At 54.0% G+C, this 24,743-nt stretch carries 27 protein-coding genes, 1 tRNA gene and 1 pseudogene; 15 read left to right on the top strand and 14 right to left on the bottom strand.

Features of this window, described 5'->3' with window-relative positions; translation table 11 throughout:
* Positions 1 to 85: 85 nt before the first annotated feature.
* On the bottom strand, positions 86 to 1,375 hold the full coding sequence (locus tag ACZ1HF_RS00200) for a capsule biosynthesis protein (RefSeq protein WP_472655619.1): 1,290 nt from the start codon (positions 1,373 to 1,375) through the stop codon (positions 86 to 88).
* 138 nt (positions 1,376 to 1,513) lie between these two features.
* Here ACZ1HF_RS00200 and ACZ1HF_RS00195 point away from each other — a divergent pair, with 138 nt between their 5' ends.
* Both ACZ1HF_RS00195 and ACZ1HF_RS00190 read left to right on the top strand, forming a co-directional pair.
* Complete coding sequence (locus ACZ1HF_RS00195; RefSeq protein ID WP_472658939.1) at positions 1,514 to 2,113, top strand: riboflavin synthase; 600 nt, start codon at positions 1,514 to 1,516, stop codon at positions 2,111 to 2,113.
* A complete protein-coding gene (locus ACZ1HF_RS00190) occupies positions 2,110 to 2,685 on the top strand; it encodes a hypothetical protein (RefSeq protein WP_472655618.1) in 576 nt (191 codons plus the stop codon). Before ACZ1HF_RS00195 ends, ACZ1HF_RS00190 begins: the two co-directional genes overlap by 4 nt.
* Positions 2,686 to 2,778: 93 nt before the next feature.
* On the opposite strand, the gene ACZ1HF_RS00185 is transcribed toward ACZ1HF_RS00190, so the two are convergent.
* A complete protein-coding gene (locus ACZ1HF_RS00185) occupies positions 2,779 to 3,243 on the bottom strand; it encodes an NUDIX hydrolase (protein WP_472655617.1) in 465 nt (154 codons plus the stop codon).
* 272 nt (positions 3,244 to 3,515) lie between these two features.
* Here ACZ1HF_RS00185 and ribB point away from each other — a divergent pair, with 272 nt between their 5' ends.
* Genes ribB through nusB form a run of 3 tightly spaced genes read left to right on the top strand, consistent with a single transcriptional unit; the run spans position 3,516 to position 5,638 of the window.
* Positions 3,516 to 4,619 carry a 3,4-dihydroxy-2-butanone-4-phosphate synthase gene (ribB, locus tag ACZ1HF_RS00180; RefSeq protein WP_472655616.1) on the top strand — a complete coding sequence of 368 codons (1,104 nt, stop codon included), beginning with the start codon at positions 3,516 to 3,518 and terminating at the stop codon, positions 4,617 to 4,619.
* Complete coding sequence (locus ACZ1HF_RS00175) at positions 4,620 to 5,171, top strand: 6,7-dimethyl-8-ribityllumazine synthase (RefSeq protein WP_472655615.1); 552 nt, start codon at positions 4,620 to 4,622, stop codon at positions 5,169 to 5,171.
* Positions 5,168 to 5,638 carry a transcription antitermination factor NusB gene (gene nusB / locus ACZ1HF_RS00170; protein ID WP_472655614.1) on the top strand — a complete coding sequence of 157 codons (471 nt, stop codon included), beginning with the start codon at positions 5,168 to 5,170 and terminating at the stop codon, positions 5,636 to 5,638. The genes ACZ1HF_RS00175 and nusB overlap by 4 nt, the downstream gene beginning before the upstream one ends.
* 336 nt (positions 5,639 to 5,974) lie before the next feature.
* Here the strand turns inward: nusB and ACZ1HF_RS00165 are convergent.
* Positions 5,975 to 6,051: transfer RNA gene (locus tag ACZ1HF_RS00165), tRNA-His, on the bottom strand.
* A gap of 122 nt (positions 6,052 to 6,173) precedes the next feature.
* Entirely contained in the window at positions 6,174 to 6,908 is a 735-nt protein-coding gene (locus tag ACZ1HF_RS00160) for an alpha/beta fold hydrolase (protein ID WP_472655613.1), read from the bottom strand.
* 197 nt (positions 6,909 to 7,105) lie between these two features.
* On the opposite strand from ACZ1HF_RS00160, the gene topA reads away from it, so the two are divergent.
* The 3 genes and pseudogenes from topA to ACZ1HF_RS00145 form a co-directional block, all read left to right on the top strand.
* On the top strand, positions 7,106 to 9,688 hold the full coding sequence (topA, locus tag ACZ1HF_RS00155; protein ID WP_472655612.1) for a type I DNA topoisomerase: 2,583 nt from the start codon (positions 7,106 to 7,108) through the stop codon (positions 9,686 to 9,688).
* Between the two features lie 250 nt (positions 9,689 to 9,938).
* Entirely contained in the window at positions 9,939 to 11,150 is a 1,212-nt protein-coding gene (locus ACZ1HF_RS00150) for a glycerophosphodiester phosphodiesterase family protein (RefSeq protein WP_472655611.1), read from the top strand.
* A gap of 192 nt (positions 11,151 to 11,342) precedes the next feature.
* Positions 11,343 to 11,822: pseudogene (locus tag ACZ1HF_RS00145) on the top strand (GNAT family N-acetyltransferase); the annotation flags it as partial.
* A gap of 216 nt (positions 11,823 to 12,038) precedes the next feature.
* On the opposite strand, the gene ACZ1HF_RS00140 reads toward ACZ1HF_RS00145, so the two are convergent.
* Positions 12,039 to 12,761 carry a response regulator gene (locus ACZ1HF_RS00140; RefSeq protein WP_472655610.1) on the bottom strand — a complete coding sequence of 241 codons (723 nt, stop codon included), beginning with the start codon at positions 12,759 to 12,761 and terminating at the stop codon, positions 12,039 to 12,041.
* A gap of 169 nt (positions 12,762 to 12,930) precedes the next feature.
* Here ACZ1HF_RS00140 and mce point away from each other — a divergent pair, with 169 nt between their 5' ends.
* Positions 12,931 to 13,335, top strand: coding sequence for a methylmalonyl-CoA epimerase (mce, locus tag ACZ1HF_RS00135; protein WP_472655609.1), 405 nt, complete (start codon positions 12,931 to 12,933; stop codon positions 13,333 to 13,335).
* Complete coding sequence (locus ACZ1HF_RS00130; RefSeq protein WP_472655608.1) at positions 13,335 to 13,610, top strand: DUF1467 family protein; 276 nt, start codon at positions 13,335 to 13,337, stop codon at positions 13,608 to 13,610. Before mce ends, ACZ1HF_RS00130 begins: the two co-directional genes overlap by 1 nt.
* Here the strand turns inward: ACZ1HF_RS00130 and ACZ1HF_RS00125 are convergent.
* The 3 genes from ACZ1HF_RS00125 to ACZ1HF_RS00115 all read right to left on the bottom strand — a co-directional run bounded on the left by ACZ1HF_RS00125 (position 13,586) and on the right by ACZ1HF_RS00115 (position 15,751).
* A complete protein-coding gene (locus ACZ1HF_RS00125; protein WP_472655607.1) occupies positions 13,586 to 14,296 on the bottom strand; it encodes an EI24 domain-containing protein in 711 nt (236 codons plus the stop codon). The two genes, ACZ1HF_RS00130 and ACZ1HF_RS00125, sit on opposite strands and share 25 nt — an antisense overlap.
* Positions 14,293 to 14,871 carry a nitroreductase family protein gene (locus tag ACZ1HF_RS00120; protein ID WP_472655606.1) on the bottom strand — a complete coding sequence of 193 codons (579 nt, stop codon included), beginning with the start codon at positions 14,869 to 14,871 and terminating at the stop codon, positions 14,293 to 14,295. Before ACZ1HF_RS00120 ends, ACZ1HF_RS00125 begins: the two co-directional genes overlap by 4 nt.
* A 331-nt stretch (positions 14,872 to 15,202) precedes the next feature.
* Positions 15,203 to 15,751, bottom strand: coding sequence for a winged helix-turn-helix transcriptional regulator (locus ACZ1HF_RS00115; protein ID WP_472655605.1), 549 nt, complete (start codon positions 15,749 to 15,751; stop codon positions 15,203 to 15,205).
* 39 nt (positions 15,752 to 15,790) lie between these two features.
* Between ACZ1HF_RS00115 and ACZ1HF_RS00110 the strand changes: the two genes are divergently transcribed.
* Positions 15,791 to 16,168 (top strand): VOC family protein, encoded by a 378-nt coding sequence (locus ACZ1HF_RS00110; protein WP_472655604.1) that lies wholly within the window; start codon positions 15,791 to 15,793, stop codon positions 16,166 to 16,168.
* A gap of 103 nt (positions 16,169 to 16,271) precedes the next feature.
* On the opposite strand, the gene metF is transcribed toward ACZ1HF_RS00110, so the two are convergent.
* The gene (metF, locus tag ACZ1HF_RS00105) at positions 16,272 to 17,138 is read right to left on the bottom strand and encodes a methylenetetrahydrofolate reductase [NAD(P)H] (RefSeq protein ID WP_472655603.1); all 867 of its coding nucleotides are present in this window, start codon (positions 17,136 to 17,138) and stop codon (positions 16,272 to 16,274) included.
* A 94-nt stretch (positions 17,139 to 17,232) separates the two neighbouring features.
* On the opposite strand from metF, the gene ACZ1HF_RS00100 reads away from it, so the two are divergent.
* On the top strand, positions 17,233 to 18,153 hold the full coding sequence (locus ACZ1HF_RS00100) for a LysR family transcriptional regulator (protein WP_472655602.1): 921 nt from the start codon (positions 17,233 to 17,235) through the stop codon (positions 18,151 to 18,153).
* Here the strand turns inward: ACZ1HF_RS00100 and ACZ1HF_RS00095 are convergent.
* Positions 18,134 to 19,039 carry a DMT family transporter gene (locus ACZ1HF_RS00095; protein ID WP_472655601.1) on the bottom strand — a complete coding sequence of 302 codons (906 nt, stop codon included), beginning with the start codon at positions 19,037 to 19,039 and terminating at the stop codon, positions 18,134 to 18,136. The genes ACZ1HF_RS00100 and ACZ1HF_RS00095 overlap by 20 nt on opposite strands.
* A gap of 105 nt (positions 19,040 to 19,144) precedes the next feature.
* Between ACZ1HF_RS00095 and ACZ1HF_RS00090 the strand changes: the two genes are divergently transcribed.
* A complete protein-coding gene (locus ACZ1HF_RS00090) occupies positions 19,145 to 19,936 on the top strand; it encodes an inositol monophosphatase family protein (RefSeq protein WP_472655600.1) in 792 nt (263 codons plus the stop codon).
* A 140-nt stretch (positions 19,937 to 20,076) separates the two neighbouring features.
* Here ACZ1HF_RS00090 and ACZ1HF_RS00085 read toward each other — a convergent pair whose 3' ends face one another.
* Together ACZ1HF_RS00085 and ygfZ are read right to left on the bottom strand one after the other, a co-directional pair.
* Complete coding sequence (locus ACZ1HF_RS00085; RefSeq protein ID WP_472655599.1) at positions 20,077 to 20,997, bottom strand: acyltransferase family protein; 921 nt, start codon at positions 20,995 to 20,997, stop codon at positions 20,077 to 20,079.
* Between the two features lie 319 nt (positions 20,998 to 21,316).
* Complete coding sequence (gene ygfZ, locus ACZ1HF_RS00080) at positions 21,317 to 22,066, bottom strand: CAF17-like 4Fe-4S cluster assembly/insertion protein YgfZ (protein WP_472655598.1); 750 nt, start codon at positions 22,064 to 22,066, stop codon at positions 21,317 to 21,319.
* Between the two features lie 65 nt (positions 22,067 to 22,131).
* Between ygfZ and ACZ1HF_RS00075 the strand changes: the two genes are divergently transcribed.
* Complete coding sequence (locus ACZ1HF_RS00075; protein WP_472655597.1) at positions 22,132 to 22,818, top strand: TIGR04283 family arsenosugar biosynthesis glycosyltransferase; 687 nt, start codon at positions 22,132 to 22,134, stop codon at positions 22,816 to 22,818.
* A 69-nt stretch (positions 22,819 to 22,887) separates the two neighbouring features.
* On the top strand, positions 22,888 to 24,081 hold the full coding sequence (locus ACZ1HF_RS00070) for a pyridoxal-phosphate-dependent aminotransferase family protein (protein ID WP_472655596.1): 1,194 nt from the start codon (positions 22,888 to 22,890) through the stop codon (positions 24,079 to 24,081).
* A 2-nt stretch (positions 24,082 to 24,083) separates the two neighbouring features.
* On the opposite strand, the gene ACZ1HF_RS00065 is transcribed toward ACZ1HF_RS00070, so the two are convergent.
* Both ACZ1HF_RS00065 and ACZ1HF_RS00060 read right to left on the bottom strand, forming a co-directional pair.
* Positions 24,084 to 24,260, bottom strand: coding sequence for a hypothetical protein (locus tag ACZ1HF_RS00065; RefSeq protein WP_472655595.1), 177 nt, complete (start codon positions 24,258 to 24,260; stop codon positions 24,084 to 24,086).
* Between the two features lie 111 nt (positions 24,261 to 24,371).
* Complete coding sequence (locus ACZ1HF_RS00060) at positions 24,372 to 24,734, bottom strand: HYD1 signature containing ADP-ribosyltransferase family protein (RefSeq protein WP_472658938.1); 363 nt, start codon at positions 24,732 to 24,734, stop codon at positions 24,372 to 24,374.
* Positions 24,735 to 24,743: the final 9 nt, after the last annotated feature.

Genomic DNA, 24,743 nt, shown 5'->3' with positions numbered 1-24,743 from the left:
TCACTTGGAATACCCCACTACATAGATTCCATTGAACTTAATCAAATATCCCTATCGAATTAAACGAAAAATGATAGTCCTTGTGTCAGTTTGCGACATATAACTGTTGCCGTGGCGTCGCAGTGCCGGATTTTAGGGCATCATAGGGGTCTTCGCTGCTCAGAATCATATCAACAACCTGACGCAGCAATTGTTTGCGCCCTCTGGTCGAGTAGTAACCACCAGGAATCTGTGAAGTTTCAAGGAGATAATGCCTATAAGCCCTGTATGCCTGGCTATCTGACCGTGTTGGCATAGCGAAAAATTGTGGCAAGGGTTGGGACGATACAAACTCCGGTTTATTATAAACAGCATCCCCGAAGACCTTAAGCGGAAGTCCGCGCCAGAGCACTTGCTGGGCTGCGGTCGAGTTTACCGTAACTGCACTGCGAGCCGTATCCAGAAGGGCGGCAAGCTTACCGCCGCGCACGTAATGCACCCGGTTCGAGACGTTATACACCTTTGCAAGACGCCTGATGTCGCGCCGCAATGGGACACGTCCGTCCTCAAGGGGGTGGGCCTTGAACACCAGATGATGATGACCCGGCGCGCCTTCGGCAAAGCCCTGAATAACGGTTTGCAGGAACTCGGACAGGGTCGAAAATGGAGAATGCTGCTGAAAACTGGCGTCATGTTCCAGTTGCAGCAAGGCCAAATGATAAGGAAAACCACCATTCTTGATCCGAAACGTGGCAATCCCACGGTCCAGAGCCGTGAAGGGCATAAAGAGCAGGCGGCGCAGATAAATCTTGAATTCCTGTGTCACAGTCAGTGCTCTGTGTGGGTGGAAGTTGCGGTATTTTCCATTCCGTAGGAACACAAAATAGTGGTAAAGCGCGCCATAGAAGATGTGCTGGCGCATATCCCCCCAATGACCGGGCGGATTGGTCAGCTCAAGATCCAAACCCTCAAGCGCTTTGCGCATGTCATCGACACTCATATCCATCAGGCGAGAATGGCCGTTGGACCCGTCGCGCTCATACGTCACCCAATAGGGGCGCAGATAGCCTTCCTCGAACACATGAATCCTGATGTTGCTTTCGCGCGCGGCCTTGATCGCTTGGGCATGTATTGGGCGTGTATCGCCATAAAGGACGATGTCAGTGATACCCTTCTCGGCAAAAAGTGCGCGCACCCGGTCCGGCCAGTCGTCCTGCGGATCGGTGAAAGGAATGTAGCAGTTATTGTTGAACCAGAACGCATCGTCGCCCTTATTGAACCCGACGCGCCAGATATCAGCCCCGGCTGCCTGCAGCATTTGCCCAAGCCTGTAGAAGAAAGGGCCATGCGGCCCTTGTAGGAACAAATAGGTTTTGCCGTGTCCCGAGACTGTCATCGCATTCCGTTTATTGGCCAATCCTGTGGAGTCAGAACAGCTTTGTGAAGAAAACATGTAATTTGTGTTAAATCTAGGGAGTTCTTGCAGCATTCGTTAGTGCGCGCTAGGTCTGGGCAAATGGCAAAAGGGGACGCGATGTTTACCGGGATCATCACCGATATTGCGACAGTGACCGAGCTGAAACAGCGCGGCGATCTGCGTGCACGCCTGAGCACAACGTATGATCCTGACGGCATCGAGATCGGTGCCTCGATCGCCTGTAACGGCGTCTGCCTGACGGTGATTGAACGTGGGATGTCTGATACAGGTTGGTTTGACGTCGAAATATCGGCTGAAAGCGTCTCGAAAACCAATATCGGTGATTGGACAATTGGCAGCCGCATCAATCTGGAACGTGCCTTGAAGGTCGGGGACGAATTGGGCGGGCATATCGTTTCGGGCCATGTGGATGGTGTGGCCGAGGTGATCTCGATGCATGATGAAGGCGACAGCACCCGCGTGCAATTTCGCGCGCCCGAGCCTCTTGCAAAGTTCATTGCCCCGAAAGGGTCCGTTGCGCTGAACGGGACGTCCCTCACTGTCAATGAAGTGCAAGGCGCAGTCTTTGGTATCAATTTCATCCCTCATACGAAAAGCGCCACGAATTGGGGGGATACGAAGGTTGGCGACCGTGTAAATCTGGAAGTTGACACAATGGCCCGCTACGTCGCACGGCTTCAGGATTACGCAGCATGACCGGGCCGGGTCACAATAATGGCCCGACGCTGGAACCGGGTGCCCGCTGGCGCAAACATTGCTGGTCAAAAGCGCGGGCCGATCTGCTGCCAACCCTGCCCATAGAGATACTGCGCACCCGCGTCCGTCGCGCGAAAGAGCTGGGTTTGACCTATAAAACCTATGCCTCCGTGCGTGCCTCGACGGGCCGCGATGTGGTTGGTTTCCTGTTCTCGAATAACGCGCTGAGACTGCTGCGCGAGGGGCAATCCTTGCCGGAAAGCCGCCGCACAGCGCTGAGCGCTTTGCGCGATACTAAACTTGCCGCGCTGGTGCACGCCCCGCTGGCCCCTGATGCTTTTGCACAATCCCTGCAAGCAGGGCTGGACCGGAACATTTCCTGCGGCCCTGCCCCACATTTTGCCGCCGCCTGGTCTGACATCCGCGCCAAGGTGCTTGAGCCGCTGCATCAGGCAGACATGCCCCGCGACGGCGTTCTTGTCATTGGCGACACAACACTGGAACGCTATTGGTCCGATGCCGGAAAACTGGCCGGCTACCTCAGCGCAGACCGGTATTTTGTGTTGGGGTAATTCTGTAGTGAAGATTGCGGCGAGGCGTTTAATGAGGACGGTAGCGAAATTACTTTATGTCAATTTCTAAAGGTACACCAAAATTTTCAAGACCTAACTACCTTTGATCAGAAGGTGCTTGCTCGGGCTTCTTTTAACAAACTCGTCTTCAATCCAACTCAATACTCGTCTTTGCCCCCCAAAGGCGACCATTTCTATAGCTTCCTCGAAACCCACCCATCGGTATTCGCTGTGTTCGTGATTTAAGGATACATCCGCAGCACTGTCGATGAATGCGACAAATACAGGCGCAATGGTAATCGCATCACGGTCCGCTTCATAGAATTGCTCACAAGTATCGGCAGAATATAAAGCGTCAGGCTTTAGACCAGTCTCTTCATCAAGTTCACGTAGTGCAGTCTGCCAAGCTGTTTCACCTTCTTCAATACTTCCCGCGATCTGACACCACTCGCCTATTAAAGTCTGTGTTCTTTTTAGCAAAAGCACCTCATGCCGTGCCTCAGTTTCTCGGACGGCGACAAGCGAAGCAAAGAACGACCTTATTGGAATTTCTGGCATTATCTACCCCTTCTCTAGCTATGGCTATGTTTAGCTTTTTTGGTAGTCGATGGTGATTGGCAAAGTATCGCTTTGTCTAACCTGTCACTATCAAATTAGCATCGCTCGGCACCCAAATAAGAACTGCCGACTGATCCCCCGATAAAGCTCAGAATAAAAGTCCACGCAGATCAACACCGCCTGCTATTCCACAAAACAAGCATTCGCCCACCCCCTTTCCAATCCGGCGACCTTGGGCTATCTGCCACGGAAGCAGGTGCAGAGGGTGCTTCATGACTGACATCGACTATTCCGATGCCATCTCCTCGGTAGAGGAAATTATCGATGATGCCCGCAATGGGCGCATTTTCATTCTGGTGGATCATGAGGATCGCGAGAATGAAGGCGATCTGGTTATTCCCGCTCAGATGGCCACGCCCGAGGTGATCAATTTCATGGCCACACACGGCCGTGGATTGATCTGTCTGACCTTGCCGGGTGACCGGATTGACGCGTTGGGCCTGCCTTTGATGGCATCTTATAACTCTTCGCGCCATGAAACGGCATTCACCATCTCTATTGAAGCGCGAGAAGGTGTGACGACAGGTATTTCCGCCCATGATCGCGCACGCACGGTTGCTGTGGCGATTGATCCGTCGAAAGGTGCCGCAGATATTGCGACGCCCGGTCATGTGTTTCCCCTACGTGCGCGTGAGGGTGGCGTTTTGGTCCGCGCAGGCCATACCGAGGCGGCCGTGGATGTGTCTCGTCTGGCGGGGCTAAACCCGTCCGGCGTTATATGCGAAATCATGAACGAAGACGGCACCATGGCGCGACTGCCGGATCTGGTGGCCTTTGCGCAGCGGCATAACCTGAAAATTGGCACGATCAGCGATCTGATCGCTTACAGACGCCGCCATGACAATCTGGTGCGTGTGCGCGATGAGGAAACCATAACGTCCGAATTCGGGGGCGACTGGAAGCTACGTATCTATACGGATGAGACACAAGGCGCTGAACATATAGCGCTGATCAAGGGCGATATTGATGATGGCAACCCTGTGCTGGTGCGCATGCACGCGCTGGACCCGCTGCTTGATATGGTTGGCACCGGTCCTTCAGGGCGCGCGTTTGAATTCTCGGACGCGATGAATATTATTGCCAAGGAAGGCCGGGGCGTTTTGGTCCTGCTGCGCGATCTGCACATGAAACTGTCTGCAAATGAGGGCGTATCACCGCAAACCTTGCGTCAATACGGGCTTGGCGCGCAAATATTGTCATCCCTTGGTGTTTCGAAAATGATATTGCTAACGAACTCCCCCACGCCCAAAGTTGTGGGCCTTGATGCTTACGGGCTGGAAATCGTCGGGACACGCAAAATATCGGAGCTTGGATAAATGGCCGGACAAGAAACGCACCACGTCCTGGAGACGCCGACATTCGACAAACCTGTCAAACTGCTGATTGTGGTCTCGCCTTACTACAAGGATATCGCCGATAACCTGCTGGCGGGCGCGCGAGCCGAATGCGACAAGGCCGATGCCACCTGCGAAGTGGTGGAGGTGCCGGGCGCGCTGGAAATTCCACCAGCTATTCGCATCGCGCACCGGCAGTCCAACTTCGACGGTTTTGTGGCTCTTGGCTGTATCATTCGTGGCGAGACGACCCATTATGACACGGTCTGCAATGACAGCTCGCACGGGTTGATGTTGCTTGGGCTGGACGGGGCCAACATTGGCAATGGCATCCTGACCGTCGAGAACCGGACGCAGGCTGTGGTCCGCGCGGACCCTAAAGATCAGAACAAAGGCGGCGGTGCCGCTGCGGCAGCCTTGCATCTGATAGCACTTCAGCGCAAATACGGCGCGCAATCCAAAGGTATCGGTTTCAAGCCAACCCCTGAAACCATTCTGATTGCTGGCGATACAGAAGGCCCCAAAACTGCATGAGCGTTTCCGGCAACCAAAAGCGGCAGATGAAATCTGCGGCACGGCTTTATGCGGTGCAGGCACTGTTCCAGATGGAGCATTCCAACCAGAGCATTGATGCCGTCCGAGCCGAATTTGAAGACCATCGCTTTGGCGCGGTTTATGAGGGTGTCGAGATGGCCGAAGGCGATGTGGACACGTTCCGCGACCTGCTGGAGGGGGCGATCGCAGATCAGTCGCAGATCGATCAGATGACCGACCGGGCGCTGGTGGCGAAATGGCCGATTGACCGCATTGACCCGACCCTGCGCGCTTTGTTCCGCGCCGCTGGGGCCGAGCTTGTGTCAGGCGGGACCCCACCAAAGGTTGTGATCGTTGAGTTTGTTGATGTGGCCAAAGCCTTCTTTCCAGAGGGAAAAGAGCCCAAATTCGTCAATGCCGTGCTGGATCACATGGCGCGCGAAGCTTGCCCCGAGGCGTTTTCCTGATATTTGCAGGGATTTAGGTACGATATCCTATTCGGAATGAAGGAGTAGAAGGGTGTAGGCTGCTTTGGGGGTTTTACGGTCTCACAAGCAGACGACACATATAGACAGCGGGCGTATCCCCGCCGTCTATATGACCCCTCGCGCCGCGGATAAGGGCCCCATGGTTCAGTGGTTTTGATCGCTGGGCTCCGGAATAAACAGCAGCATGCATTATTTGAGATACATCAGGCAGTCGCGGAGTTTGATAGGTTCTGCACAGACAATAGCCTACAGGCTGTATCAGATCACTTATCCAGCTAAAACTTTTTAGAACTCATTCTAAGTATTTGATTTTTTTGGTACCACCTCCTGGTCTCGAACCAGGGACCTCTTGATCCACAATCAAGCGCTCTAACCAACTGAGCTAAGGCGGCAACCTTGTTTTTGTCGCTCACGTATGATCGACGCCGTGCATATAGCAGGACTGCATATCCAAGGGCAATAGTTCACGTGGACAAATTGTGACAATCCAACCGCTATGATGACAGCGGGCTTTCTACTCCGTCACAGCGTCGGTGACATCTGTGACCACGTCGAAAATTGACATGTTTTGCACGAACACGCCCTCTTCCAGAAAGCGAACAGTCTGCGCAACAACAATGGGGGAGTTCATCATCAGCGTATGGGTCACAGGCAGCACCAGATGTTCTTTCATACCTTCGACTTCAGTGCTTTTGACCGACACTTTACCATCATCGCGCCCCGGTATCATCGACGAATAAATCAGGTTCAGACTTTGCGTTCCGGCAATTACGCCAAGTTCAAACGTAACTGGCCCCAGCGTATTCGGCACAGAATCCGGGCCGGTATGCAGCTCAAGCCCTGCTGGGCCATTGGCCCAAAAGAACGGGTCGAGGTCGCCCAGATTATCTACTAATTCTGACCCGTGATTGGGTGGGGCCAGCATGACGACACGACCAAGTGTGTCAAGGTCATGATCCTTCATCCACGCACGCACCATTATACCCCCCATGGAATGGGTCACGAAGTGAATAGGGGTATTGCTGTCGCATTCCGCAATCGCGGTGGGGATAGTGCTGTTGGCCAGATCGTGGATCGTTTCACTGGTCGAGGGATAATCAGGATTGACCACTTGATACCCGGCAACCTCCAGCGTTTCTTGCATCACAGTCAGTGATAGCGAGCTGCGCGCCAACCCATGCAGAAGCACGACGCAATCGGCAGCAGCCGCACCGGGCAGAAGCATGAATATAAAGGCAAGCATACGCATGAGTTATATATAGCTTTCACAACAGAGGATTTCATCCTTGACGCGCTTCAACCTTACGTAACATTCATGGCAAATCCGTGTCTGAATGAGCTGAAGATTGATTGCGCTGCACTATTGTGACGCAGGACTGTTGACATCACTGCCAGTCCAACCCCATGTATCCCCGCCAGAGATACCATATTTTTCAGAGGTAATTTATGCCCGTAGTCGTTGTGGAATCACCCGCTAAGGCCAAGACAATCAACAAGTATTTGGGCTCTGACTATACGGTTCTTGCCTCTTACGGCCATGTGCGTGACCTGCCACCCAAGGATGGATCGGTTGATCCGGACGCTGATTTCGACATGAAATGGGAGGTTGCGTCCGACTCGAAAAAACACGTCAAAGCCATTGCGGACGCTCTGAAAGACGACAACAGCCTGATCCTCGCCACGGACCCCGACCGCGAGGGAGAGGCGATTTCATGGCACCTTGAGGAAGCCCTGCGCAACCGCAAAGTGCTAAAGAAAGATACGCCCGTCAGCCGTGTTGTATTCAACGCCATCACTAAATCTGCCGTCACCGAAGCGATGAAAAATCCCCGTCAGGTGGATGAACCGCTGGTTCATGCCTATCTTGCCCGTCGCGCTTTGGATTATCTGGTGGGCTTCAAGCTGTCCCCTGTTCTTTGGCGACGTCTGCCCGGCGCAAAATCCGCAGGGCGGGTGCAATCGGTATGCCTGCGCCTGATCGTTGACCGCGAGATGGAGATCGAGAAATTCATCGCTCAGGAATACTGGAGCGTTAAGGCGATGCTGTCGACGCCGCGCAGTCAGGATTATGAGGCGCGGCTGACCGTGTTGGGTGGCAAGAAGCTTGATAAGTTTGACATCGCCAATGAAACGGCAGCCGAGCTTGCCGTTCAGGCGGTCAACAGCCGCGATCTGAGTGTGAAATCAGTCGAGGCCAAACCAGCAAACCGCAATCCTGCTGCGCCTTTCATGACATCAACCTTGCAGCAAGAGGCATCCCGCAAATTTAGCATGGGTGCGCGTCAGACCATGTCTGCGGCCCAGCGGCTTTATGAGGCCGGCTACATTACTTATATGCGGACTGATGGCATCGATATGGCCCCCGAAGCCGTTCATGCTGCCCGCGACGCCATCGCGTCGAAATATGGCAAAGACTACGTTCCTGACAGCCCGCGCATGTATAAAAACAAGGCTAAAAACGCGCAAGAGGCACATGAATGTATTCGCCCGACGGATATGATGCAGAATGCTGCCTCACTGAAAATTTCCGATGCCGACCAGCGCAAGCTTTATGATCTGATCTACAAGCGAACTATCGCCTCTCAAATGGCAGCCGCCCGGATGGAGCGCACAACAGTGATCGTTGGCTCAGCGGATGAGCAGGTAGAATTGCGTGCATCCGGTCAGGTGATGATCTTCGATGGCTTTCTCAAGGTCTATGAAGAAGGTCGTGACGATGCGGTCATTGATGATGATGACAAAAGCCTGCCGCAAATCGCCCAAGGCGAAGGCGCAGCAAAGAAATCCATCACGCCCGAGCAGCATTTCACCCAACCGCCGCCCCGCTACACCGAGGCCACACTTGTCAAGCGGATGGAAGAGCTTGGTATCGGGCGTCCTTCGACATATGCGTCGATCGTGACAACGATTCAGGACCGTGATTATGTACGTAAGGATAAAAACCGCCTGATCCCCGAAGATAAAGGCCGTTTGGTCACGGTTTTCCTAAGCAACTTCTTCCGCAAATATGTGGAATATGACTTCACAGCAGCCTTGGAGGCAGAGCTTGACGATGTTTCCGCAGGCTCGCGGGATTATAAGAATGTCCTGAGCCGCTTCTGGTCCGACTTCTCGGTCGCTATCGCCGAGGCGATGGATTTGTCGATCACCGAAGTTCTGGAAAAGCTGAACGAAGTTCTGGCACCTCATATTTTTCCACCAAATGAAGATGGAACGGACCCACGTCTTTGCCCTAATTGCGGTGCAGGCCGTCTCTCTATGCGGACGGCGCGCTCAGGCGGGGCGTTTATTGGCTGTTCAAACTATCCTGAGTGTAAATACACCCGTCCCTTTGGCCCCCCCGGTGCCGATGATGGCAGCGCAATCCCACCTGAAGGCAAACTGCTTGGCGAAGATGCAGGCGACAAAATCTGGGTCCATAAAGGCCGCTTTGGCCCTTATGTACAGCGCGGCGAGGTCACAGATGACAACAAAAAGCCGCCCCGCCAGTCCATCCCAAAAGAATGGCCCCCTGAAGAGGTTGAGCTGGAGCAGGCGCTGAAATTGCTTTCCCTACCACGCGCTATCGGTCCGCATCCTGAAGATGGCGTTATGGTCTGGTCCAATATCGGTCGTTATGGGCCTTATTTGAAACACGCTGAAAGCACGTCTGACCGGGGTGGAACCAACGCCAATCTCGAAACGATCGAGGATGTTTTTACTGTTGGCATGAACCGTGCGGTTGAGCTGTTGGCACAAAAAGTTGCGTCCCGTGGTGGGCGCGGTGCGCCTGCGAAAACCTTGCGTGATATGGGGGAACACCCGGACGAAGGCGGGCAGGTTAGCGTTATGGACGGCAAATACGGACCATATGTCAAATGGGGTAAGGTCAATGCGACTGTTCCCAAAACCATGGATGTTGAGAAAATGACTGTGGATGAAGCCGTGATCCTGATTGCCGAGAAACAAGCCAAAGGTGGTAAGAAACGAGCAGCGCCCAAGAAGAAAGCTGCGACGAAGAAGAAGGCGACGGCCAAGAAGGCGAGCTAAAAGATTAGACTCAAATGGACCGCTGCGGTGTTCAAATGAACTTCAATTGCTTCGATAAGGCGCGCTACGAATGATCAAAGGCCTCTTGCTTCTGGCAAGCATATTGCTTGTCCTGATCGCGCTTTTGATCTGGGCCAAAACCCGCCCAGCAAAGGCAGCGTTGTCGCCAAATCTTCATATAGCGGTTACGAAACTTTAGAAAATTCGCTATCTTTGGGCAAGGTCAATACTCTGTAAAAAGGTTCTGCCTATGTCCCTGAAATCCAATAGTCTTCTTGTCGCCTGCACGTTAATGGCCATGCCCGTATCCGCCGATACGATAGAAGTTGGGCCTCGCCCGCTCTACCTGATTGACCAGATGCAAGATGGCGCGTTGAAGGAAAAACTGCTCTCTTGCGCCGGTGATCCGGTCAAGCGGACAAACTTCTCTATCGGCCATCGCGGTGCGCCGCTGCAATTCCCTGAACATACCGTCGAAAGCTACACTGCCGGGGTGCGCATGGGGGCTGGCATCATGGAATGTGATGTGACGTTTACCAAGGATAAGGAACTGGTTTGCCGTCACGCACAAGACGACTTGCATACCACCACCGATATCCTTGCCACCGAGTTGTCACCAAATTGCACGGCAGGTTTCACTCCGGCCGCAGGCGATACGGAAGCCGCCGCCGAATGCCGGACGTCTGACATCACACTGGCTGATTTTCGAAGCTTGACCGGCAAGATGGATGCCGCCGATGCAACCGCCACGACGGTTGAGGCATATATGGACGGCACCGCAAATTGGCGTACCGATCTTTATGCGGCAAACGGCGGTACACTGATGACCCATGCCGAAAGCATCGCTCTGTTCAAAGACCTTGGTGTGAAGTTCACGCCAGAGCTGAAAAGCCCTGCTGTTGATATGCCCTTCGATGGGTTTTCGCAGGAAGATTATGCTCAGAAGATGATCGATGAATACAAAGCCGCCGGTATCCCTGCATCTGATGTTTGGCCGCAGAGTTTTGAGCTGGACGACATTCTCTATTGGATCAAAGCAGAGCCAGACTTCGGAAAACAGGCCGTCTATCTCGATGACAGTTATGACATTGACGGCTGGTCGCCATCAGATCCCGCGACATGGGCTCATTCCATGGAAGAGCTGAAAGAAATGGGCGTGAACTACATCGCTCCGCCGCAATGGGTGCTGGTCACGCTGGAAGACGGCAAGATTGTCCCGTCTGCCTATGCGCAAGCCGCGAAAGCTGCAGGGTTGAAGATCATCACCTGGACCATTGAACGTTCAGGCCCGCTGAACACGGGGGGTGGCTGGTATTATCAGACGATCACCGATGCGACCACAGGTGATGGTGTCATGTATGAGCTGATTGACGTTCTGGCCAAGGACGTGGGCGTCGTCGGCATCTTCAGCGATTGGCCTGCGACTGTCAGCTACTATGCAAGCTGCATGGGTCTCGATTAACCCGACGGATCAATCCTTACCTTCAGGGTCCGGTGGGTCCTGAAGGTGCTTCAAAAATTGCCCACATCCCAGTTGTAAAATCTGTTCTTTTAAGGTTGCGCTTACCGACGTAATCGTTTGGTCTTGGAATATTGTAATTAAAGTTCCACGCGTCTTTCTGGCGTATCTGATTTAAGCGAGGGGTGAACAAACATGGCCAAGAGTTTTGGGCCGCTGGTCTCGAATTGGACTGTTCCTCCAAGACCGTCAGACCCCGTTCTGCGCGGGACTTATGTTCAGCTAGAGCGTCTAAGCCTAGATCATGCCGCTGATCTGCACCGTGCGAATACGGCTCATGACGGGATCTGGGATTACCTGCCCTATGGGCCGTTTGCGTCTGTGGCGGAATATTCTGACTGGGTCAAAACTATGGCCGCAAGCAGCGATCCGCTTTTCTATGCGGTTCGCGTGCTTGAAACAGGTCGCATGGGTGGGGTTGCCACCTATCTGCGGATTTTACCCGAGACCGGTTCGATCGAGGTGGGTCATATCAATTTTGCGCAGGAATTGCAGCGGACCCGTGCAGCAACAGAAGCCATGTTCTTGATGATGAAATGGGCGTTCGAGGCGGGGTATCGCCGGTATGAATGGAAATGCGACGCACTGAATATGGGGTCGCGGCGGGCGGCCCAACGCTTTGGGTTCAGCTATGAGGGCGTGTTCCGGCAAGCCACGATCTATAAAGGTCGCAACCGGGATACGGCGTGGTTCGGGTGCATCGACAAGGAATGGCCTGCCCTGAAAACGGCGTTTGAAACGTGGCTTGCATCGGAAAATTTCGATGCGGACGGGCAGCAACGCCAAAGCCTGTCAGCGCTGACCGCGCCGGTGCTTGTCAGCCGTGATCCTTTAAACTAGCTCTTTTTCCTGAACACGGTCCTGAAGGATTTCGCGCGTCATACGGATTGCACCACTCACACCTTTATCCGTGGCGACGGCATCAGAAAGGCCGTCAGCGGCAGCTTTCAACTGCTTATCTGCTGCCAGTCGGGCAAGGCCTTGTAGAAAAGGCACAACATAAGGCAGCGTTTCGGGGCCGGAATTCAAAAGCTCATCCAGATGAGCAAGGTCTTCACGAAGCGCAATCGGGTCGGGGCTGATCATTTCGTCATTCACCAGTCTTGGGCCGCTGGGGCGTTTATCTTCCGGCAGGTGTTTCAGGATCGCATGCTGAAACGCGCTAAGCGAAGCAATGGGTTTGGCCAGAAAGGCATCCGCCCCGGCCTCTAGGGCGTGTTGGTCGTGACCATCCCCGTCAGCACCGCTGGTCGCAAGGATCACGGGCCGGCCAACGGGATCTTCTGACGCGATATCGCGGATCAGATCAATGCCGGAACCATCGGGCAATCCCAGATCGATAATGGCAACAGAGGGTCGGTAGACTTGCAAATGCCGATGCGCAGCGGCCAGACTATCGGCCCTGCGGATGCGTGCACCGGAACGGATTGACATCAATCGCACTGCTTCAGACGCAAACCGGCTGTCTTCGACCACCAGTACAGTAAGGCCCAGAAGCGGTCGGGCAGCGGTGGCAGGCAAGCTCATTGTCATACATCCCAGATCATCAGGCATATCATGTTCTCCACAAAGGCTACGTGAGTCGGTTGTTGCGTCAAATTTGAGCGTACTTGCCTAACAGAAGATGAACGGCGGCAAAGTTTTCCCTGCGGCGGTGCGTCTCTTGCAGTGTCGCGATGCACAGACCATAACCAGCGAAAGAGTTAAAAGCGGAGTTCGCCTTATGATTGGCCGTCTGAACCATGTCGCAATTGCTGTGCCCGATCTAGACGCGGCAAGCGCTCAGTACCGTGACACATTGGGCGCCAAAGTTGGTGCGCCTCAGGCGGAACCGGATCATGGGGTGACGGTTGTCTTCATCGAGTTGCCAAATACCAAGATCGAGCTGCTGCACCCGCTGGGCGAAGACAGCCCGATCAACGGCTTTCTGGAGAAGAACCCTTCCGGTGGGATTCATCACATTTGCTACGAGGTGGATGACATTCTGACTGCGCGCGATCAGCTTAAAGCCAGCGGCGCGCGGGTGCTGGGCTCGGGTGAACCGAAAATCGGCGCACATGGCAAGCCGGTGTTGTTTCTGCACCCCAAGGATTTCACCGGGACGCTGGTTGAGTTGGAGCAAGCATAATGGCGATCACCTCGGCCTTCGTTGTGTTCGCAGTGATCTGGTTTCTGGTGCTGTTCTGCGTGCTGCCACTGCGCATGCAATCGCAGGGCGACGCAGGGGATGTGGTGCCGGGCACCCCGGCTTCAGCCCCGGCTAATCCACAGATGAAACGCAAATTCCTGATCACCACCATTGTCACAGTGCTGATATGGGTGCCGGTCTGCCTGATGATTGTTTACGGCATCCTGACGGTGGACCGTTTCAACCTGTATCAGTGGGTGGACCCGTCCGGCTGAGCCCGGCTGAGCCTGTGAAAAAGGTGGGTAAAGCTGGCAACCCCAAGGATTGGCACCACAAGATTGATCACGGGGACGCTCAGCGGGATGGCCATCAGCGTCCCGGCAACCCAGATTTCAAGAAAGTGGCGTTTACGAAATTCGCGTGCCCCGGCAGTCCCTAATCGCCTTTGGGCTACCAGTTGCGCATATTCGCGGCCAAGAAGCAGGCCGTTGACCCCCCAGAAAATCAGCGGCGCAAGCGGTGCGAAGAAAATATAAAATAACAGTGCCAGAAGGTTAACCGCTAACAATAGTCCCAGAAATCGAGCGGAATCGCCCAACGCTTCGGATATGGGAACATGCGATACCGGGGGCTGGTTCGGGTAGTGTTTTACCTCAACGGCATCAGCAATCTGATCAAGGAAAAACCCGGTAAAAGCAGAGGCCACAGGGACCATCAGAAAGATAGACGCGACAAACATCACCGGGATCACAGCAAGGCTCAGGGCGTTGTCGATCCACGTGATCTCACCGACCCACGGGATCGAGAAACTGTCCGGCACAATCAGCCCGACAGCCCAGACGAAAACCACTGTGAACGCAAAAAGCAGCCCAACTGTCAGACCAAGCCCCATCAGAAGAACCCGCATGAAACGGGAGTCGCCAATTTGACCAAGGGCTTTGAGAAAGTCCGAGACGATCATGCCCGAACCCATGTCGTGATTGCATCGATGTCCGGGCGTGGCCGCTCTGGCGGGGCAGAGGTCTCGGTGCCCAGATGGATATAGCCAGCCACGAATTCATGTGGCGCAAGGCCCAGCACCTCTTTCAAAAACGCTCGATCCGTCGATGTCCAGCCGCTGAGCCAATTGGCCCCCCATCCCGCAGCCAGTGCTGCGTTCAGCAAAGCCAGACAGACGGCACCTGCGCTCAGCGTCTGCTCAATCTGCGGAATTTTTTCGGAAGGTTTCGGAGAGGAAATAACCGCCACAGAAAGCTGCGCATCAGCGAACATCTTTGCGTTCTTGGCGTTTTTGTCTGGGTCGAGCCCAAGGGATTTCCCACGCTGTTCGGCCTCAAGCGCCATACGTTGCAAAGCCGGGGCTTCTAGAACCATAAACCGCCACGGTTCCAGTTTGCCGTGATCAGGACTACGCGCAGCGGCCCTTAGCAGTGTCTGCACGTCGTCGGGACCGGGCACCGGGTCGGTCAGCGTCTTGGCAGGGCGCGAGCGTCGGGTCAGTAGAAACTCAAGCGCAGCGTCATTCGGTGTTGGCATAGGGTCCCCCGGATGTTTGAGGATATGTTGTGTATCCGGGAAGGGAGTTCAACCCCGACTGACCGGGAAAACGATGGTACAGCCACAAGACAGAGCAGGCGCATTCGTATGATCATGTCCTACCGCCCAAAGCGTCAGCCTTCAAATCCACATGCCATTAGTTTGGCGCAGCGGTGGAACGTCGTGCATTTTGTTTCGATGTAGCGAGTGTCTGAATCCTATCGAGCAGAGGCGGCATGTAATATTGATCCACACGTCAAGCATTCCCAACCCGGATCGGACCTTGATTGTGGTCGAAGTTAAAATGTGCAGTGCAGGGCTTTGCTGCCGCTCATTGCTGAACAAAACTTATTTCGGGCGCGGTAATCCTACTTATCAATCCACCAGTGTTAACAGCGTTATAGATTGATCGCGGGGGACGCGCTGTATCGTTCACACTACGCTGCACCCAATTTCTGTCCTCCATTGATCTCAATGATTGAGACAAAGCACGATCTGTAATCGTCAGGAGTTTGCGCTTGATATCATTGAAGTGACTCGGTGAATGAAGCGATACCAAAACCGGCAATGTCCATGAGCGACGAAGCAAGTTTTGATCTTCATCCCCGGCAACGCTTTGAACTTTGTTTGCAATTTTTGCAGCACTTACTCCTAGTTTGGTAAGTCTAAACTCTGGTCTGAGTGGATGGCCGTGACCGGGGTTTCGCTCCAATAATCCTATCTCGATAAGATGATCCATGCTTTGGGCAAATGCTGTCCTGCTTGCTCCTGTTGCGTTCAGCAATGGTGCCTGCCGCCCCGGAACACCTGCATACAGATTTGACAGAATTGGCAATGCCCAAGCCCTGGAGGCGATATTGACAAACGATGCAATGTACATAAATTATAGTTAATATATTTTTAGATATAAGGAAAGATCATGCCGCTCATTTCGTTGGAAGAAACTATTACTATCGCGTTATCAGTCAAAGATCGTCATGTGAGCGCCAAGTGGTACGAAAGCATGCTCGGATTTAAGACGCTCTATCACGCGGACGATGCAGGCTGGTCGGAACTCCAATCAATGACTGACGGTGTAACAATCGGCCTTGGCGAACATACCAAGCCGATACCCGGCAACTGTGTTCCAGTTTTTGGGATCGCCGATCTGGACGCTGCCCGTCAAAAATTGGAACAGGCCAAAGTGAAGTTTGATGGGGAAACCGATGTGGTCGAAGGTATGGTCAAGACAGCAACCTTTTACGATCCTGATGGCAACGCCCTCATGCTCGCTGAAGATTTGACGGTAGGGTCTTGATTTTGTGCATGTGAACGATGGCTTCCGACCCATAGGTCGTTTGTTCGTTTTTACGCTTCTCTCATTTTTGGATCAATGTCGTGACGTAAACATCGGATAGACCCTAAGCCACCTCGGCCAATGCTACTTTCGGGGCAATCCCAAGTGCGGCGCAGATGTCGCGGGTAAGTTCTGGTTTGTTCAGCGTGTAGAAATGCAAATCTTCGACACCGCCATCAATCAGGTCAGAGCATAGCTCGGTCGCAATGGCCGTGGACAGAAGCTCTTCGCGGTTATCACGCTGGGCTGTGGTGTAGGCATCGTCCAGCCATGCGGGAATAACAGCACCGCAACGGGCCGCGAAGTTGCGGGTTTTGGACCAGTTCTCGATCGGCAGGATACCGGGGATAATCGGCTTGTCGATCCCGGCCCGCGCGCAGGCATCGCGGAAGCGGAAGAACGTATCTGCCTCAAAGAAGAACTGCGTGATCGCAGCATCCGCGCCCGCATCAAACTTGCGTTTCAGGTAGGCAACATCCGCGTCAAGATCAGCGGCGTCGGGATGCCTGTCAGGGTAAGCGCCAACGCGGATAGTAAAATCGCCAGCGTCTTTGAGTGCGGTGATCAGTTCGACCGACGATGCAAAGCCGTCCGGATGCGGTTCAAACCTGTCCGCCGCCTTCGGGGGGTCGCCGCGCAGGGCAACCAGATCAGTCACGCCCGCCTTTGCGTAATTATTTGCGATGGTCAGGGTTTCATCCTTTGTCGCATCCACGCATGTCAAATGCGCCGCGACGCGCAGATCGCAGGTTTTGTGCAACGTCTCCACGGCTTCGTGGGTCAGCTGCCGCGTGGTGCCCCCGGCACCATAGGTTACAGACACAAAGGACGGATCCAGCGGAGCCAATGTTTGCACCGTGTCCCAAAGCCGAAAGCTGGCCTCCAAACTTTTGGGAGGGAAGAATTCGAACGAGACATTGGGCGTGGGCATTACAGGCTCCGGAAAGTTGATAATGTGTATGTCTTGTCCCATAGACAGGTTTGTGAGACAATTTCATAACTTTCAACATTATCATGAGGCGTACATGCATCTTGAGTTTCGCCACCTGCGCACTGTTCAGGCCATTCATCAGGCGGGTGGGCTTGCGCGGGCAGCAGATCAGTTGAACATTACTCAGTCTGCGCTGAGCCATCAGATCAAGGGTTTGGAGGATCAGGCGGGGGTTGAGCTGTTTATCCGGCGCTCAAAACCAATGAAACTGACGCCGGCGGGTATGAAGCTGTTGAAACTGGCCGAGAAGATTTTACCCGAGGTTGAGGCGTTGCAGCAGGATTTCATGGGGCTACGATCTGGCAAGACGGGGCGGCTGCATATTGCCATCGAATGCCATGCCTGTTTCGAGTGGTTGTTCCCAGTGCTGGAAGGGTTTCGTAAGGCGTGGCCCGATATTGATGTGGATATCCGGCCGGGATTGTCGTTTGACGGATTGCCTGCGCTATTGCGTGAAGAAGTCGATCTGGTTGTGTCTTCTGATCCGGAAAACCTTGATGGTGTCGATTTCACGCCACTCTTTGACTATGAACCTGTTTTTGTAGCGTCATCCCAGAACCCATTGGCGCAGAAAGAATATATCGAAGCGTCCGATCTGCGCGATCAAACGCTTATCACGTATCCGGTGGATCGCACCCGGCTGGATGCGTTTACCGAATTGTTGATCCCAGCTGGGGTGGAACCGCGCGCGACCCGGCAGGTGGAACTGACGGCTGTCATCTTACTGCTGGTCGCCTCGAACCGCGGGGTTGCTGTGCTGCCTGACTGGGTTGTCCGCGAGGTGCGGTATAACTCGGATTATGTAACGCGCCCGCTGACCAAAGGCGGCAAGACCCGCCGCCTGTATGCAGCGACGCGGGTCGAGGATACCTCAAAGCCGTTCATGTCAAATGTGATCCGCCTGGCCCGGACCGAGCCCCTCAAGCTACAGCGCCCTAAGCTTCCGGCGGAATAAGCCGGGCTGCCTGTTGTTCGCGGAGGATGATGTAAAGCCCTGCGCCCATGGTGATCGCAATACCGACAAACGCCAACCCGTTGGGCAAGTCGCGAAAGATTAGGTAGCCAATAACAGTGGCAAAGGGGATTTCCAGATATTGCATCGGGGCCAGCGTCGCCGAGGGCGCGAAGCGTAGGGACCATGTCATCAGCAGATGCGCCACAGTGCCAAGAACGCCGATCACAGCGAGCAACCATAGCTCAAACCCGTTGGGCGTAACAATCCGAAGCATCTCGGTCTGATCCGCGAATAACAGATAGATGGCCCCCAGCATGATCGTCGCAGCCACGCCGCTTGTGGCTTGTAGGCTGACCGGCTCGGTTTGTTTGGCAATCTGGCGCGTGACCAGCATGAATAAGGCAAAGACAACGGCCACGACCAAAGGCAACAGGGCTGGCAGGCCAACGGCGGCGAAGCTGGGTTGAATGACCAGTAGCGTGCCACCAAATCCAACGCAGCAGGCGATCAGGCGACGCTGGCCGATTTCTTCGCCCAGCACGTAACGGCCCAGAAGCAGCATGATGAACGGCATCACAAAGGCAATGGCCACCGCATCCGCCAAAGGTAGAAACCGCAGTGACGTGAACATCGCCCCAATACCAACAATGTGCAGCCCCGTTCGCACCAGCATCAGTCGGAAGACACGCGGCGTCATCCACAGCGACTGTCCGGTGATCCAGACCACTGGCAACAACAGCACTGCTTGCAGTGCAAAGCGCACAAGCAGCAATTGCCCCAGCGGGATTGTGTCGCCCAATATTTTTGCAATGGCGTCGCCCAGAGGGGCCAGCGCGCAGAACCCGATCATCAAAAGGATGCCCAGAACGGGCCTGTCCGCAGTCATGATCGCACGCTACCCAGCGTCAGACCCGGCTGCAATGCGTCTTCGCCCTTTCCCTTATGCGTGTAGCCAGCTATATGCGCGGCCTGAGCGACAGGAGACGACCCAATGCAAGGTAGCGCCAATCTCAACATCATGATCAAGGCTGCACGTCTTGCGGGCCGTAGTCTGGTCAAGGACTTTCGGGAAGTCGAGAACCTTCAGGTGTCGATGAAAGGCGCCGGGGATTTTGTCTCAAAAGCCGATATTGCCGCAGAAGATATTCTGAAAACGGAACTGATTGAGGCGCGACCCAACTATGGTTGGCTGGGCGAGGAAAGCACAGAGATCACAGGCACCGATCCGACGCGCCGCTGGATCGTCGATCCGTTGGATGGAACTACAAACTTTCTGCATGGCATGCCCCATTGGGCGATCTCCATTGCTTTGGAACATAAGCGCGAGATCGTCTCGGCAGTGGTCTATGATCCCGCTAAGGACGAAATGTTCTTTGCTGAAAAAGGTCAGGGCGCGTGGATGAATGACCAGCGTTTGCGCGTGTCCGGCCGCAACACCATGGCCGAAACGGTTTATGCGACGGGTGTGCCGTTTGCTGCGAATAAATACCTGCCCGCCACGCTCAAGGATCTTGCCAACCTGATGCCCCAATGCGCAGGCGTGCGGCGTTGGGGGGCAGCTTCGCTTGATCTGGCCTATGTCGCTGCTGGCCGATATGACGGCTATTGGGAACGCGGCCTGAACATCTGGGATATTGCGGGCGGCGTCCTTCTGGTAAAAGAAGCCGGTGGCCTGATCGAGCCTTTGCGCAAAGATCAGAACCTGCTGGAAGGCGGGCATCTTATTGCGGCCAATGCCGAGATTTTCGAGCAGTTTGCCAAAGTGATCCGCAGCACTTCGTAAGCTTTGAGGCTAAAACAGGGTATGATCAGCGCATGTTCCGCTGAGGGCATTGAATATTAATAATACGAAGATCTGCACCCTCAGACTTATTGTATATAGGCTTAAACGCGTAACCGCTGTTTGTTATCTTAACTGTAATATTAAAGCTTGAATTGATGCCTGCGCGTCAAACTGTCTAAAGTGATCAAAATCGCAGTGCAGATCATCAAGGACAGCAATGCGGCGGTCACTAATATATAATCGGTTTGACCGTAGCCCATATCGCGCAAAGCAAGAACGATAAGCCCATGCCCCAAAAAGATCGGCAGGGTGCGTTTGCCGAGCTGCGTAAGAGGGTTCTCTTGTTTGGGGATAAGCACAAGCACGACGATACATGTTGCAAAGCTTACAATGTAATGCGTCAGTCGCAGCAAAATTCCTACTGCGTCCGTGACGCCAAACGCAGTATATGGGTGACTGCCATACAGCCATTGGACAGAATAATCTGCTGGTATGAAATACACAGCAACACATGTCATCAATACCATTGGAACAAATACAGCCATTTTCTTTAGCTTATCAATGTCGCATTCTGAAAGCTGATAGCCGATCACAAAGAATGGGAAGAAATATACCGTTCTGGACAACGAGAGAGAATAGCCGACCCAGTCAATACAGCCCACAATGAGACTTAAAAAAATTGCTGTTAGGACGGGAAATGGAAGCCGCATCCATAGCGGTATCATTAAACGCCAGCATACAAGTGAAACCAAAAACCACAAAAGCCAATAAGGGGTAAGCAAACCTGGCATGCTCCCATTCATAGAATAGGCCCATGACCGGTAAATTAGCTCGGCTATAATATAGGGAATAATAATACCCGTGAATATCTTCCGGTAATCGATGCGTACCCTTGCAAAATATCCAGAGACCCCAACGAATAGAGGCATGTGAAACAGGTATATAAATATATATAAGTCCTTCACCAAACCGCCTTGTTGCAGGCCAGACTCGATCAGGTGACCGAAGACCACGCAGATGATCAGAAAACCCCTCAAGTTATCCATCTGCACGTTTCGCATTCGGTTCCCCCATTATGCGCATCAGGCATAGGGTTCGTGCTCTATGCCGTAAGCTATTTTGTCGAGGAAGTGTTTCGACACACTTCATAACAGTTAGGCACTGCTAGGTCTTATGACCTTGCACGCAGGGGAAGAACAGTTTTCAAAGATTACCGGTTCGCCAACGCATCTGTTGTTAAATTGCGATCAGTAAATAGTCAGATTTTATTTTTCTTAACTATTTCTTACAGGTGCAAATCAATTATTACGCAAGGCTTGTTTCGGCCTAAAAACGCTTATCTGTTTCTAACAGCTAAATGTTTTGCTACTGCATATGGGATTATGTTTCGGGATCGCTCCAAGACACCATCGCGTCGCCAGCCTGCATCGCGTCGGTCGCGCGGTCAAATCTCAGGTAGGCAATGCCATGCCCGTTCGCTTGGGTATACAAAACACCAGCTGCCTTGCCATTTGCCGTTATCTCGGTGCCCACCGGGGCCGTGCCATCTACCTTCACAGTCACCAACCCCTTGCGAAGCGTGGTCTTGTGGCGCATTCGGGCCGTGACTTCCTGACCAACGTAACAGCCTTTGCGGAAATCTACGCCAAACAGGCGCTCAAGCCCGGCTTCAAGGATGAATGTCTCGTTCGGGATCAATTCAACCCCGGTTTCCGGGATACAGTGCTTTACCCGTAACGCGTCCCAATCCACATCTGGTGGCTGTGCCTTGGCACCATATAGCCGCCACCCCAAGGCCGGATAGCGTGGGTCCGCAAATGCATCGTCAGGGGCATCGCCCAAACCCCGGCTGACGGCAATATCCGTCATCTCAAGCCCCACATCGGCGCGCAGGCGATACATATTCAGCCGTTTCAGCAAACCATCTGCCAAAGGCGCAGCCACATCCAGCAGGATATAGTCGTCCCCGGGCACCACAAAGAAATCCGCCAGATACTTGCCCTGCGGTGTCAGAAGGGCCGCATAGACCAAGCCGTCGGATAGCCCGGCGACATCATTGCTGATCAGACCTTGCAAAAAGCTTTCACGATCCGCGCCAGTGATCCGTAGCAGTTTTCGATCTTGCGGCATAATCGTCCCTCCACTCTGGACTGTCTTTGTCATATAGAAGGTTCGCAGCTGAATAACAGGCCCTTATGGCACCCCGCCTTTCGATCATTCTTCCTACGCTGAACGCGGCACAAGATTTGCCTGCGACCCTCGATAGTTTGCTACCGGGTGTCTCTGCCGGTGTGATCCGGGAGGTGATCATATCGGATGGCGGCAGTTCTGACGACACGCTCCTGCTGGCCGAACAGGCCGGGGCTGAGGTTATCACCGGCCCTAAAGGTCGGGGTGGTCAGTTGCGACGCGGGGTTGAGGCAGCGCAGGCGGATTGGTTGATGTTTTTGCACGCGGACAGCCACCTTCCTGTTGATTGGGTCGGTGCGGTGTTGGTGCATATCAAGACCCGTCCGGAAACGGCTGCGGCCTTCCAGCTAAGGTTTCGTGCCAAGGGCGTGATGCCGCGCCTTGTTGCAGGTTGGGCCAACCTGCGTAGCCGCGCCTTTGGTTTGCCTTACGGTGATCAGGCGCTTGTGATTTCGCGAAAGCTATATCAGGACATAGATGGTTATCCCGATCAGCCCTTGATGGAGGATGTCGCTCTTGCTCACGCGCTGAAGGGGCGGATTACATTGCTTGACGGTTTCATCCTGACCGGCGCGGATCGTTATACCCAAACTGGCTGGATCAGACGCGGCACGCGCAATCTGTGGACTTTGCTGCGCTACCTCATGGGCGCTGACCCCACAAAGCTTGCTGAGCGCTATCACAAACGGTGAACTGTCGGGCAATTGACGCTTTGAAGTGGTCGGTCTAACTCTGTCTGAACGATTTGAGAGGTATGTTTTATGACCCTTGCAAACGGACGGCATATCCTTGCCATTCCCGGCCCTTCTGTGATGCCCGACAGGGTGCTGAATGCCATGCATCGTGCCGCGCCCAATATCTATACGGGCGAGCTGGTTGACCTGACCCAAAGCCTTGTGCCGGATCTGAACGCAGTCGCCCGCAGTTCGGGTCATGTTGCGATGTATATCGGCAATGGACATGCCGCGTGGGAAGCCGCTTTGGTAAATATACTAAGTCCCGGTGATACAGCTCTGGTGCTGGCCACGGGGCAATTCGGCCATGGCTGGGCCGAGATGGCGCGCCGCCTTGGGATCAAGGTCAAGGTGCTGGAGTTTGGTAAACGCAGCCCGTTTGACGCCGCCAAGGTTCGAGAGACACTGGCCGCAGACAAAGATCATACGATCAAGGCGGTCCTGGCCGTACAGGTAGATACAGCCACCAGCGCGAAAAGTGACATTGCAGCATTAGGGCAGGACATGGCGCAGCTTGATCATCCGGCACTGTTGATGGTCGATTGCATCGCCTGCCTGGCCTGCGACCGCTTTGAGATGGACGCATGGGGCGTTGATGTGATGGTGGCAGGGTCTCAGAAAGGATTGATGGTCCCGCCGGGCATGTCCTTCGTGTTCTTCAATGAAAAGGCCGATAAGCTACGCGGCGATATGCAACGGGTTTCCAGCTATTGGGATTGGCGGCCACGGTCCCGGCCCGCGCAATACTATCAACACTGGTGCGGCACAGCCCCAACCCATCATCTGTATGGTTTGCGCGAAGCGCTTGATATGATCTTGCATGAAGAGGGGCTAGAGGCAGTTTGGACCCGGCATGAAAAGCTTGCCAAGGCAGTCTGGGCTGCGTTTGAGACATGGTCCAGGGACGGCCCGATAGAGCTGAACATCGCAGATCGCGCCCATCGCAGCAACGCGGTGACGTCGGTTCGGATCAGGGCACCCCTTGGCACACAACTGCGCGACTGGCTGACCGAGAATGCGGGTGTGACGCTTGGCATCGGTCTGGGAATGGCCACACCGAATGATCCAGCATGGCACGGGTTTTTCCGTGTCGGACATATGGGCCATGTGAACGCGCATATGATCCTTGGTACTTTGGCAAGCATTGAGGCCGGCTTGACTGCGCTAGAAATACCACATGGCCGCGGCGCGCTGGAGGCGGCAGCAAGCGCTTGTGCGTGATGCTAATCGCGCTGCGGTATGATGTTGATCAACAGGTGAACGATCAGACTTGCCAGCAATGACATCACATATCCCGCAACTGCCCAAAGCGTGAACAGCCCCATGAACAGCACAACAAAGGCCATCATCAGAAATGGCTTGGTGTAATCCTCAACCTCTGTGGAATGCCGGTCCGGCATGGGCGGGGCTCCTTAGCGAAATACGGACGTGAACCGCTCCAGGTTTTCTGGAGGCTCCAATTCATGAATAGGATAAAGTATCATAAACAAGACAACGAACAAGTATTCCCCTTAAGTGCGCGAACGTGCAATACGAATGAGGTTCGCTGAAGTTGATTGGATCGTTGAAGCTATAGCTATACCTGTTCGTCCCGCCCCCCCGGCTCCAATATTTACCATTGCAAAGGCCTCAACTCGTTTTGTGGCAAACGGTATGCCAAATAAAGCCCTCGAAATTTGCGCTCGACTTAAGCCGCTCGTGATCGGATCAATACGAGAAAAATATACTCCCGATCCCAAGCGGGCATTCTTCCAGCCATTATTATAGAGTGAGGGCATAATTTGTTGGCTTGCAACTATAGATTCTATGTTAGCCGTGGTTGAATAGTGATAAGCATAATCTGGCTCCGGCGGTGCGTATCCCAGCGCGGCCATGACAGTAGC

The organism is Litoreibacter sp. GN1-5 (assembly GCF_055693805.1).
Note: the sequence above shows the minus strand (reverse complement) of the source record. Positions and strands in the feature narration are given on the sequence as shown.

Coding starts and splice junctions, on each gene's coding strand:
- ACZ1HF_RS00125 (WP_472655607.1), bottom strand. CDS start 14,296: ATGATCGTCTCGGACTTTCTCAAAGCCCTTGGTCAAATTGGCGACTCC.
- ACZ1HF_RS00110 (WP_472655604.1), top strand. CDS start 15,791: ATGCCGCTCATTTCGTTGGAAGAAACTATTACTATCGCGTTATCAGTC.
- ACZ1HF_RS00100 (WP_472655602.1), top strand. CDS start 17,233: ATGCATCTTGAGTTTCGCCACCTGCGCACTGTTCAGGCCATTCATCAG.
- ACZ1HF_RS00195 (WP_472658939.1), top strand. CDS start 1,514: ATGTTTACCGGGATCATCACCGATATTGCGACAGTGACCGAGCTGAAA.
- ACZ1HF_RS00115 (WP_472655605.1), bottom strand. CDS start 15,751: ATGTACATTGCATCGTTTGTCAATATCGCCTCCAGGGCTTGGGCATTG.
- ACZ1HF_RS00175 (WP_472655615.1), top strand. CDS start 4,620: ATGGCCGGACAAGAAACGCACCACGTCCTGGAGACGCCGACATTCGAC.
- ACZ1HF_RS00060 (WP_472658938.1), bottom strand. CDS start 24,734: ATGGCCGCGCTGGGATACGCACCGCCGGAGCCAGATTATGCTTATCAC.
- metF (WP_472655603.1), bottom strand. CDS start 17,138: ATGCCCACGCCCAATGTCTCGTTCGAATTCTTCCCTCCCAAAAGTTTG.
- ACZ1HF_RS00085 (WP_472655599.1), bottom strand. CDS start 20,997: ATGCGAAACGTGCAGATGGATAACTTGAGGGGTTTTCTGATCATCTGC.
- ACZ1HF_RS00070 (WP_472655596.1), top strand. CDS start 22,888: ATGACCCTTGCAAACGGACGGCATATCCTTGCCATTCCCGGCCCTTCT.
- ACZ1HF_RS00160 (WP_472655613.1), bottom strand. CDS start 6,908: ATGCGTATGCTTGCCTTTATATTCATGCTTCTGCCCGGTGCGGCTGCT.
- mce (WP_472655609.1), top strand. CDS start 12,931: ATGATTGGCCGTCTGAACCATGTCGCAATTGCTGTGCCCGATCTAGAC.
- ACZ1HF_RS00150 (WP_472655611.1), top strand. CDS start 9,939: ATGTCCCTGAAATCCAATAGTCTTCTTGTCGCCTGCACGTTAATGGCC.
- ACZ1HF_RS00095 (WP_472655601.1), bottom strand. CDS start 19,039: ATGACTGCGGACAGGCCCGTTCTGGGCATCCTTTTGATGATCGGGTTC.
- ACZ1HF_RS00120 (WP_472655606.1), bottom strand. CDS start 14,871: ATGCCAACACCGAATGACGCTGCGCTTGAGTTTCTACTGACCCGACGC.
- ACZ1HF_RS00130 (WP_472655608.1), top strand. CDS start 13,335: ATGGCGATCACCTCGGCCTTCGTTGTGTTCGCAGTGATCTGGTTTCTG.
- nusB (WP_472655614.1), top strand. CDS start 5,168: ATGAGCGTTTCCGGCAACCAAAAGCGGCAGATGAAATCTGCGGCACGG.
- ACZ1HF_RS00140 (WP_472655610.1), bottom strand. CDS start 12,761: ATGCCTGATGATCTGGGATGTATGACAATGAGCTTGCCTGCCACCGCT.
- ACZ1HF_RS00075 (WP_472655597.1), top strand. CDS start 22,132: ATGGCACCCCGCCTTTCGATCATTCTTCCTACGCTGAACGCGGCACAA.
- ACZ1HF_RS00185 (WP_472655617.1), bottom strand. CDS start 3,243: ATGCCAGAAATTCCAATAAGGTCGTTCTTTGCTTCGCTTGTCGCCGTC.
- ACZ1HF_RS00190 (WP_472655618.1), top strand. CDS start 2,110: ATGACCGGGCCGGGTCACAATAATGGCCCGACGCTGGAACCGGGTGCC.
- ACZ1HF_RS00200 (WP_472655619.1), bottom strand. CDS start 1,375: ATGACAGTCTCGGGACACGGCAAAACCTATTTGTTCCTACAAGGGCCG.
- ygfZ (WP_472655598.1), bottom strand. CDS start 22,066: ATGCCGCAAGATCGAAAACTGCTACGGATCACTGGCGCGGATCGTGAA.
- ribB (WP_472655616.1), top strand. CDS start 3,516: ATGACTGACATCGACTATTCCGATGCCATCTCCTCGGTAGAGGAAATT.
- ACZ1HF_RS00090 (WP_472655600.1), top strand. CDS start 19,145: ATGCAAGGTAGCGCCAATCTCAACATCATGATCAAGGCTGCACGTCTT.
- ACZ1HF_RS00065 (WP_472655595.1), bottom strand. CDS start 24,260: ATGCCGGACCGGCATTCCACAGAGGTTGAGGATTACACCAAGCCATTT.
- topA (WP_472655612.1), top strand. CDS start 7,106: ATGCCCGTAGTCGTTGTGGAATCACCCGCTAAGGCCAAGACAATCAAC.